This window comes from Thalassoglobus neptunius, assembly GCF_007859735.1.
Classification (GTDB): Bacteria; Planctomycetota; Planctomycetia; order Planctomycetales; family Planctomycetaceae; genus Thalassoglobus; species Thalassoglobus neptunius.
The window spans coordinates 1-9,121 of the sequence record NZ_SIHI01000080.1; the positions used below are offsets into that span (position 1 = coordinate 1).

8 protein-coding genes are annotated in these 9,121 nt (G+C 51.5%); 4 read left to right on the forward strand and 4 right to left on the reverse strand.

Annotated features, from left to right (window positions below):
• A partial coding sequence (locus tag KOR42_RS25030; protein ID WP_231741123.1) for a glycoside hydrolase family 32 protein occupies positions 1–1,542 on the forward strand: 1,542 nt, incomplete at its 5' end.
• A 189-nt stretch (positions 1,543–1,731) separates the two neighbouring features.
• On the opposite strand, the gene KOR42_RS25035 is transcribed toward KOR42_RS25030, so the two are convergent.
• From KOR42_RS25035 to KOR42_RS27145, 3 genes are all read right to left on the reverse strand, one after another.
• Complete coding sequence (locus tag KOR42_RS25035; protein WP_146512543.1) at positions 1,732–2,982, reverse strand: alpha/beta hydrolase-fold protein; 1,251 nt, start codon at positions 2,980–2,982, stop codon at positions 1,732–1,734.
• Between the two features lie 159 nt (positions 2,983–3,141).
• Positions 3,142–4,770, reverse strand: coding sequence for a BPL-N domain-containing protein (locus tag KOR42_RS25040; RefSeq protein WP_146512544.1), 1,629 nt, complete (start codon positions 4,768–4,770; stop codon positions 3,142–3,144).
• A complete protein-coding gene (locus KOR42_RS27145) occupies positions 4,767–4,922 on the reverse strand; it encodes a hypothetical protein (RefSeq protein WP_197441571.1) in 156 nt (51 codons plus the stop codon). Before KOR42_RS27145 ends, KOR42_RS25040 begins: the two co-directional genes overlap by 4 nt.
• A 181-nt stretch (positions 4,923–5,103) precedes the next feature.
• Between KOR42_RS27145 and KOR42_RS25045 the strand changes: the two genes are divergently transcribed.
• The 3 genes from KOR42_RS25045 (at position 5,104) to KOR42_RS25055 (ending at position 8,914) form a co-directional block, all read left to right on the forward strand.
• Positions 5,104–5,970, forward strand: coding sequence for an endonuclease/exonuclease/phosphatase family protein (locus KOR42_RS25045; RefSeq protein WP_146512545.1), 867 nt, complete (start codon positions 5,104–5,106; stop codon positions 5,968–5,970).
• 96 nt (positions 5,971–6,066) lie between these two features.
• Positions 6,067–7,191 (forward strand): SGNH/GDSL hydrolase family protein, encoded by a 1,125-nt coding sequence (locus KOR42_RS25050; RefSeq protein WP_146512546.1) that lies wholly within the window; start codon positions 6,067–6,069, stop codon positions 7,189–7,191.
• 247 nt (positions 7,192–7,438) lie between these two features.
• Positions 7,439–8,914, forward strand: a complete 1,476-nt coding sequence (locus KOR42_RS25055; RefSeq protein ID WP_146512547.1) for a sulfatase-like hydrolase/transferase — start codon at positions 7,439–7,441, stop codon at positions 8,912–8,914.
• Positions 8,915–8,971: 57 nt separating this feature from the next.
• Here KOR42_RS25055 and KOR42_RS28030 read toward each other — a convergent pair whose 3' ends face one another.
• Positions 8,972–9,121, reverse strand: coding sequence for an integrase core domain-containing protein (locus tag KOR42_RS28030; RefSeq protein WP_390620899.1), 150 nt, complete (start codon positions 9,119–9,121; stop codon positions 8,972–8,974).

The window sequence follows — 9,121 nt, forward strand, 5'->3', positions numbered from 1 at the left end:
TTCAAAGTCTCTCCCGAGCCATCGAAAGCAACTTCCGGCACTTCAAAACAAGCACGACCTCACTCAATGGCAACCAACCAAAACTCAGACTGCTACTCAGAAGTCCGCAATGTTCAACGGGCTGCTAGGGTGAAACCCTCGAGCTATCCCGAAACCTCTTATGACCAGCGATTCCGCCCGCAATTTCACTTCGTCTCAAAGAAGAACTGGCTGAACGACCCGAACGGAATGGTGTTTGACGGGAAAAACTATCATCTATTCTTCCAACACAATCCGAATGGCACCGAATGGGGCAACATGACGTGGGGCCATGCGATCAGTGAGGACATGATCCATTGGAAACAACTCGAACACGCACTCCTTCCGTATCGTGTCGATCGACGTTCAGGAACGATCTTTTCCGGAACAGCTGTGATTGATCATAACAACAGCCTGGGGAAACAAGTCGGAGACACCAAGACCATCTGTGCGTTTTTCACGTTCGCAGCGCCTCCTTCGTTCTATCAAGCGATGGCCTACAGCACGGACGGAGGACTTACCTGGACGTACTGGAACGATGGTCGTGCGATCGTCGACAACCAGGGATTTGACAATGGAGAACGGGACCCGAAAGTCTTCTGGCACGAAGCTTCCGGAAAATGGGTGATGTCACTCTGGGTTCAACGAGATCCTGGGCGTGTCAGATGGTTCACCTCAACGAATCTCGTCGACTGGGAATTCGCGTCTGACCTGATGCGAGACTGGGCGTTTGAGTGCATGGATGTCGTCTTTCTTCCAGTCGACGGCGATCCTGAAAACGTCAAATGCGTGATCTACGATGCCAGCTTCGATTATGAAATCGGGACGTTTGACGGCAAGGAGTTTCATGTAGAGAGCGACACACTCAAGAACGCCCGCGGCAGTTATTATGCAGCTCAGACATTCAATCAGGCACCGAACGGCCGTGCTGTGCAGATCGGATGGATGCGAGGCGGTCCAAACTCAGCGAAGCTGTTTGACGTCCCTCACAATCAGCAAATGGCGTTTCCTGTTGAACTTGAATTGAAGTCGACTCCCAACGGAGTCCGCCTGTTCTGTTCTCCGATTTCAGAAATCGAAACACTCGTCAGTGAGACTCATCAGTTTGAGAACCTGTCGCTGCAAGAGGGCGTTAACCCGCTCGACGGTTTACAGAATCTCGATTTGATCGATCTGGAAATCACTTTCAGCCCCGGCGTAGCGGACGAAGTTGTTTTTAATCTGCCGCGAACTCAACTTCGTTTCGTCTCCGACAAGCACCAACTCCTTTGCAATGGCATTTCCGAGAGTGGTGAACGCCGTGAAGAGATCTGCCTGGATCAACTCACTGAACGTGATGGCAAAATTCATTTGAGAGTGCTCGTCGATCGACTCTCCGTGGAGACCTACGCCTTCGGTGGAGAAACGTTTTCAGCGAACTATATCTCTCCGATCCAACAGGAGAAGCTGTCCATCCACAGCATCGGCGGAAGTGCAGTCATCCACGACTTAAGAATCCGCGAACTTCAGTCTGCCTGGAAGTAACGTCATAAAAAGCTAAAGGTCCTCCAGAAAGTCCTGACATTTAACTTGCAATAGTCTCCGAACAATCTGATCGGATGAGACGTTTCAATCTTAAACACTCAGCTCTCATATTCGCCCGTCTGTATCGCTCACACGAGTTAAAGATAACAACTCGTGTGAGCGTAATGACAGAACCGAGTTCTCAACATTTTATTGGTCTGTCGACTCAGCATCGAGGGTCACGGGATTGTCGTTCTCACGAAACAGATTCTGAGCAAAGGTGTGGAGATACTCGCGCCAGTTTTTCCAGACATGCCCGCCATCTGTTTCCTCATAAATGACGTCAAATCCATGCTTCTTGAGCATCGCCACTGTTGCGCGTGAGGTTTCCAACAGGAAATCCTCTTTACCAATGGCAAACCACACAAGCTGCAAGTGCTCTTTTGCCGACGCATCGTCCAGAACATCTAAATGCTGCTCCTCCCACGACGGGCCAGAATTCTCCTCAGGCTGCGGATTCGTAATTCCGAAGACTCCCGAACTGAAGACGCCCACGTATCCGTAACCCTCAAGGTTTCGAATGACAATGTTGAGCGTCTGTGCTCCCCCCATCGACAGCCCGGAGATTGCACGGTGTTCCGGACCGGATTTCACGCGGTAGTGCGACTCAATGAATGGAACGATGTCTTCCTCGAAGTCACGCGTAAATTCGTCCATCCGAAGCCCATCTCTTCGGAACTGAAAACGCCCGGTATGACCATTCGGCATCACGACAATCATTGGCTCCGCATGTCCTGAAGCAATCAGGTTATCCAAGATAAAGCTTGCCCGACCGACACTTGTCCACGAGTCATCGCTGTCAGTTGCTCCATGCAGCAGATAAAAAACCGGGTACTGCTCATCGGTTCCGCGTTCGTATCCGGGAGGAGTATAGACGTGCATTCTTCTCGCTCGACCCAGCGATGAAGACTGATAAGTCACATCTGCGACGCTTCCATGTTCGACGTCGCGGACATCCATCCAGGAACTCCCTGGGACAATCAGAAGACTTGAAGTCGAACTGTTCGATTCGCTCGTCAGATTGTTGACGGGGTCATTCACTGCGACACCGTCCAAATCAAACCGATAGCGATACGCACCGGATGGGACCGGGCCAACTGTCACTTCCCAGATGCTTTCACCATTCTCCTTCATCTCAACGCCGCGACCGACATTGGGAATATCGCTGCTCGTCAGTCGAACAGAATCGGCCTTTTCCGCACGGATTCGGAACGTGACGCGACCGTCGTCTCCAATCTCAGGAGATTCAATCGGAGGAGCAAACCGAGACGACTGAGCGACTCCTTCTTCGCCATCAAAAGTGCTCAACGCGATGAAGCCCATCAAAGCAAGAACTCCAAGTCGCAACAGCCTCAGCGATCCTTCAAGACTTCGAAACTTCCCAGTGATCAGCGCGTGCATTCTTCGACCTTTGACTAAGGTTGCTTCTTTATAAGAATTATTGAAAGTTAATTAATGAGACCTGAAACTCATTCGGGCTCCTGCTGAATCGACTCCAGTTGACCGAATAAAACTGCAGCTAACAATTTCTTTTACTTCTCTCGAAGCGATTCTTTGAATTCACTCTTGAGCTGGAGACGTACTTGCCTCTTCCAACTGGGAATCAGGCTCAGAAGCCGTATGCGAACCGTCTCGCTGTGCCGACCACTTCACAGCTTCTGTGATAATGTTTTCGAGACCCGGTGTCGCTTCCGGATGGGGGCTAATACACATCACTCGACCATTGCCGAAAGGGGCCGCGATGATTGCCGGGCTGTCAATCATTGTTCCTTCCTGAGGCTCATACCGAACCACTTCTGAGCGGAACCAGGCGAGGGGAGTCCATTCCGGAAGATGGTCATCCGGGCCGACGTCCATGATCGGTCCATTCTGATATCGAACGTCAAGACGATTCGACTGGCTGAAAATCTCTTCCCCCTCGGAAGTCAGTTCCATCTCGACATCCGAAGGACCGCCTCGATACCACATAGATTTTCTGCCCACACCCGGAATTTCGATTGTCTCGTTGAAGACGGAAGTGTTGATGATGTGCAACGACCAGTCATAGTGGGCTGAACAGAGATACGCTCCCGCACAGATTCCGATGACTCCGCCGCCATCTTTCACAAACTTCCGAATCGCCTCTCGCCCATCCGAACCAATCGCTCGACCTTGGCGACTTCCGCTTCCTCCCGGAAAAATCAAAACATCGAATTGAGACAGCGTTGAAGCAGAGAGATCGTGAGGCCCAATACGAACCAGTTCGAATTCCTCGGAATCAAATGATTGAGAAACGTTCTTCAATCCCTTCGCCGTCGTTCCCGCTGCGTCAAAGAGTCCAACCGACAACCGATGGTGTTCCAAGGACGACGTCATTCGATCCGTCGAGTCGGAGTCGAGAAGTCCGATTTCCTTCAGCGCCGTCGAGACCATGACACGGTGTTGAAAGGTTCTGAATGAAAGCGGCTGTTCCTTGAAGGTGGTCTCAAGAATAAAACTCCGCACTCCCAACACGTCGGCGCAGGCTCTCACAAGGCTTCCCTGTGCAGCTCCGTTGCGTGATAGCGGGACAAAGCGACGGGTGTCGTCATCGACGGTCTCGTTCACTGCGTCAAGCATCTTCTGCGCAAGGTGATGTTGTTCATCCGAAGGAGAGAAAATGACACTCGACCCAACCGACTTGGAATTCGACGTAGGAAAATCAAACCCTTCGTGGAGATCGAACACAAAATCCGGGCGCTCTGATTCCACGAATTCCCAAACAGTTTCACACAGAAGAGTCCGTGGCTGAAGATTTTCAAGCTTGGGGAAATTGCGATTGAGATCTCTGAGTGAACGATCGTTTCTATGAACGGGAAACCATCGCATTTCGGCATCCAATCCCAGACGATTCAAGCTTGGAATGACGACAAGCTTCCCACGAGCAATGTTCCAATGCCGAATCTGCCCGGCCGCCGCGCTGCCAGCCGGTTCATTGCCGTGCATGCCTCCAGTCACGAGAACAGTCGGCCCGTCCTCGTCGGACTCAATCGAATACCACGGAATCGACCAACTCGTTCCTTCTCCCAGAACTCCACTCGTTCGGTGAAGTTCACTTGCACAAGCATCCGAGGTGCATAACAACGACGTTGAAACAACGCCAACGAACAAAACCAGAAGGAAAAACCATTTTGCAATCAACGATGGTGGCCATCTCAATGAACTTCTCATGACAGGATCTCCTTGAGCACAATTGAAATCGCGAACTTCACTTCACCGGTGCCCATGGTCTCTTTAACGAACAGTTGAGCATCGCGAACGGGAACAACAATCAGGTTCACATAAAACGGCTTTGAGAGTTGCACAAGCCTTATGTCTTGCATGGAGCAACACGCCCCTCTACCGTAGCTGAATTGAACCTCACTGGAAACACGGTGCGACCACTTCCACGAAGTGTGACACCGCTGCCTGACGTCAACGATTTCCACTGCACGAAATCCGACGACACACCTGAAAACATGCGTTGTTTTTTCTCTGACGAATCCTCTTAGTGGAAGCGATTCCATGATCATCTCAAGACGCAGCTTCTGTTCGGCACTTGGATCGGCAAGTCTTCTTGCAGCAGGCGTTCCATTGTTTGCTCAAACGAGCAACAAACGAACACTCCGAGTGATCGCCTATAACATCTATGCGTGCAAAGGATGGCCGGCTGATCGGCCTTTAGCGAAGAGAGCAGTCGCGAACGATCAGATGGCAGAGCGTCTCGCGATGGAATTGTCGTTATACGATCCCGATATCATTAACTTCTCCGAGTCGCCCGATGAGAAATTGACCCGCCAGATTGCTGAACGCTTAAAAATGCATCACGTTCGATTTCCAAGCGGAGGAAACTGGCCGGGAACCCTGTTGAGCCGATACGAAATCACCGACTCAGAAAACGTTCCGCTAGGCTTCGAACGTCCGAAAGACCTTTTCACCCGACACTGGGGACGCGGGACAATTCAGCTTCCCGGTTTCGGACCATTGATTGTTCACTCCGCTCATCTCTATCCAGTTGCGGATCCGACGATCCGACTCAAAGAGATCCGGGCAATGTTGGACGCGATGCAAGAAGATCTGAAATCCGGACAGTCGATGCTGTTAATTGGCGACTTGAATCACAATCCGGACACAGAAGAATACAAGCTTTGGATGGAAGCCGGTTGGCACGACACATTCGCCCAAGTCGGAGAAGGGGATGGGCTGACGATTAAATCGGACATCCCAAAATACCGAATCGACTACGTGATGGCTCACGGCCCAATTTCGCAACAAATCCGTGAATCACGCCCCTTATTCGAAGGGGCGTTTCGCCTCAACATTCGAGATGAGAACTCGTTCGCTCTTAGTGATCATCTTCCGCAACTGGCTGTCTTTGAGATCGATGCTTAAAGAATTTTGCCACCCCGATCTCACCTCTATAACACTTTTATAATAACTCGTAGTGTTAAGCGCTATTAATTTCTCGAATCCTAAGGATATGCTTTCATGAGTCGACCCGAAGTCTCTCGCCGTCAATTTCTTCAGGTCGCCGGTCTCGCGACAGCCAGTTCATTGACACTTTCCGCTTGGGCGCAGTCGAAAAGTCCCTCATCGCAGCTTGCGTGGCACGATGTGCGTGACTGGGGAATCGAAGGCAAGGGCTGGGACGACACAGCAAAATACTTTGATCGCCTCCCAGCTCGGGCTGAGGGTGTTGTGCGAAGCAATGTCTGGAACCTCAGTCGACATTCAGCGGGGATGCTCGTCCGATTTCGGACCGATGCGACAGACATTTCCGCTGACTATGCAGTCACTTCGCCGAAACTCGCAATGCCACACATGCCTGCAACGGGAGTGAGTGGACTGGACCTTTATGCACAGGACGAACAAGGTGACCTTCGCTGGCTTTCGGTCGTTAAACCAGCGACTCAACATGTCGTCACCAAGATGTGTTCGGGAATCATTCCCGGGGAACGCGAGTTTTACGTTTATCTTCCGCTGTACAACGGAACTGAGTCGCTGAAGATTGGAGTTCCGAAAGGGGCGTCGTTTGAACCAATCGAACCGCGAACGGAAAAGCCGATCGTCTTTTACGGAACTTCGATAACACATGGAGCGTGCGCGTCACGTCCCGGAATGCCGCATCCGGCGATTCTCGGCCGACGATTGAACCAACCGGTGATCAATCTCGGATTCTCCGGAAACGGTCGAATGGAAAAAGAAGTCGGTCAGTTTCTGGTAGAACTCGATCCTTCAGTCTATGTGATCGACTGCCTCCCCAACATGGTGGGATCTCTGGTCGAAGAGCGAGCGGTTCCACTCGTCCGACAACTCCGCAAAGCGCGCCCCCAGACACCGATCCTTCTCGTAGAAGACCGCACTTACGCCAACACACCGTTCTACGCAGAACGGCAAGAACGCCACGAACAAGCGCGTGCTGCATTGCAGTCTGCTTTCGAGACATTGAAAGCAGAAGGCGACGACCAACTTTTCTATCTGGATGGAGAGAGCCTTTTGGGAGAAGACCGCGAAGACACAACGGATGGTTCTCATCCCAGCGATCTCGGCTTTTACCGTCAGGCAGATGCCTTCGAACCGGTATTGCGAAACATTCTGACGACTCATTCTTGATCAGTTCTCCAACTGCCCAGAAAGCATGAAAAGGAAGTCGGACGCCCCACGAATTTCAATCGACCGCAAACGATCGCATCAATTCTCGTTGAACGGTCCACGCGGCGATTGAAATTCGTTAAATTCAATGAGGCCAACGTCAGGAATCCTTTCAAGGCTGATATCGACTGCTCCGGAGTTCGTCCACTTCGCACTCTGGAGCCGTCATTCAGGAATTTCCCTCCCGCAGATCAAGGAACCCGAGCTTATGAAACGAGTTTGCGCAGCCCTCGCCGTACTCATTGCCGTCTTGTCCGTCTGTGAACTTCCTGCTGAGGAGAAGAGACCGAACATTTTATTTATTGTCGTCGATGATCAATCACCATTTGACCTTAAGGTCTACGATCCCAATTCCATTTGCGACACGCCGACGATTAACCAACTCGCTGCCGAAGGAATGGTCCTTGATGGCGCCTACCATATGGGTTCGTTCAGTGGAGCAGTTTGCACACCGTCGCGTCACATGGTGATGACTGGCCGAACTGTCTGGCATCTTCCGAACTGGCAATCCGGAAAGAACTGCCCGGATAATATCCTCGACAATGTGATGGCTGAGGTCTTCAACAGGGCGGGATACGATACGATGCGAACCTGCAAAAGAGGCAACAGCTACAACGACGCCAACCAGAAATTTCAAGTCGTTCGCGATGCGACCAAACGCGGCGGAACGGAAGAAACCGGCAGTGCCTGGCATGGCAAGCAAGTCCTCGAGTACCTCGATGAACGACAGAGCGCAAACGATGAAGATCCATTTCTGATTTACTTCGGATTCTCTCATCCCCACGATACACGCGACGGAACTGAGGAATTGCTCGCCAAGTATGGAGCGGTCAACCACAAGGACAAAGACTGGTTACCTCCATCAAATGACAAACAGCCACCGTTGCCGGTGAATTATCTTCCTGAGCATCCGTTTCATCACGGTCATCCAGGGCTGAGAGACGAAGTCGCAGTCTCGGGTGTCTGGGAACGTCGCGATGAAACGACCATCCGAAATGAATTGGGCCGCGAATTTGCTTGTAACGAGAACATCGACAACCAGATCGCAAAGGTTCTGCAAAAACTTGAAGCGATGGGTGAACTCGACAACACATATATCGTGTACACCGCCGATCATGGGATGGCGATTGGTCGCCATGGACTTCAAGGAAAACAAAATCTCTATCAGCACACATGGAGAGTTCCTTACATCGTCAAAGGGCCGGGAATCAAACCCGGTCGCGCCGTCGGAAACGCCTACTTGCTCGATTCGCTTCCAACTCTCTGCGATTTCGCGGGCATTGAAATTCCTGATACGGTCGAAGGCAAAAGCTTGAAACCGGTTCTCACGGGAGAAGAACAAACCGTTCGAGACACTCTCTTCGGAACTTATTCCGGAGGAACCAAACCGGGAATGCGAGCAGTCAAGCACGGCGACTGGAAGCTCATCAAGTACGACGTTCTCGATGGAGAAGTTCGCGAGACTCAGCTGTTCAATCTGGCCGAAAACCCCAACGAGTTTCTCGATCAAGACCTCGCAGAGAACCCGGAATACGCGGAGAAGCTGGCCGAAATGGAAGCTTTGTTGCTCGCGGAAATGCGAAGACTGGACGATCCGTACCGGTTGTGGAATCAGCCAGACGACGGACTCGAAACTCCGACTTTGCAGAAGAAGCCGCGGAAGCAAAACAAGAAAGCTAAGTAACTGAAATGCCCCCGAAGTTTGAACCAGGCTTATGAGAGTTGGGGTTAGGTAAGTAAGTCAGTGTGCTGGAGTGGAGGAGTAAGGTGGAGCCGTAGGCGGAACCTTCTCTGGAACGGAAGCACACTGAGTCGAAAATTCGGCAGGCGTCAACCCTCCAAGAGAGCTGTGCGGACGGCGGTGGTTGTAAGTCATCCGCCAGTCCTGAAT

Bases quoted from the DNA above. Each gene is read 5' to 3' on its own strand.
- KOR42_RS25035 (WP_146512543.1), bottom strand. From the start codon at position 2,982: ATGCACGCGCTGATCACTGGGAAGTTTCGAAGTCTTGAAGGATCGCTG.
- KOR42_RS25045 (WP_146512545.1), top strand. From the start codon at position 5,104: ATGATCATCTCAAGACGCAGCTTCTGTTCGGCACTTGGATCGGCAAGT.
- KOR42_RS27145 (WP_197441571.1), bottom strand. From the start codon at position 4,922: ATGCAAGACATAAGGCTTGTGCAACTCTCAAAGCCGTTTTATGTGAAC.
- KOR42_RS25050 (WP_146512546.1), top strand. From the start codon at position 6,067: ATGAGTCGACCCGAAGTCTCTCGCCGTCAATTTCTTCAGGTCGCCGGT.
- KOR42_RS25040 (WP_146512544.1), bottom strand. From the start codon at position 4,770: ATGAGAAGTTCATTGAGATGGCCACCATCGTTGATTGCAAAATGGTTT.
- KOR42_RS25055 (WP_146512547.1), top strand. From the start codon at position 7,439: ATGAAACGAGTTTGCGCAGCCCTCGCCGTACTCATTGCCGTCTTGTCC.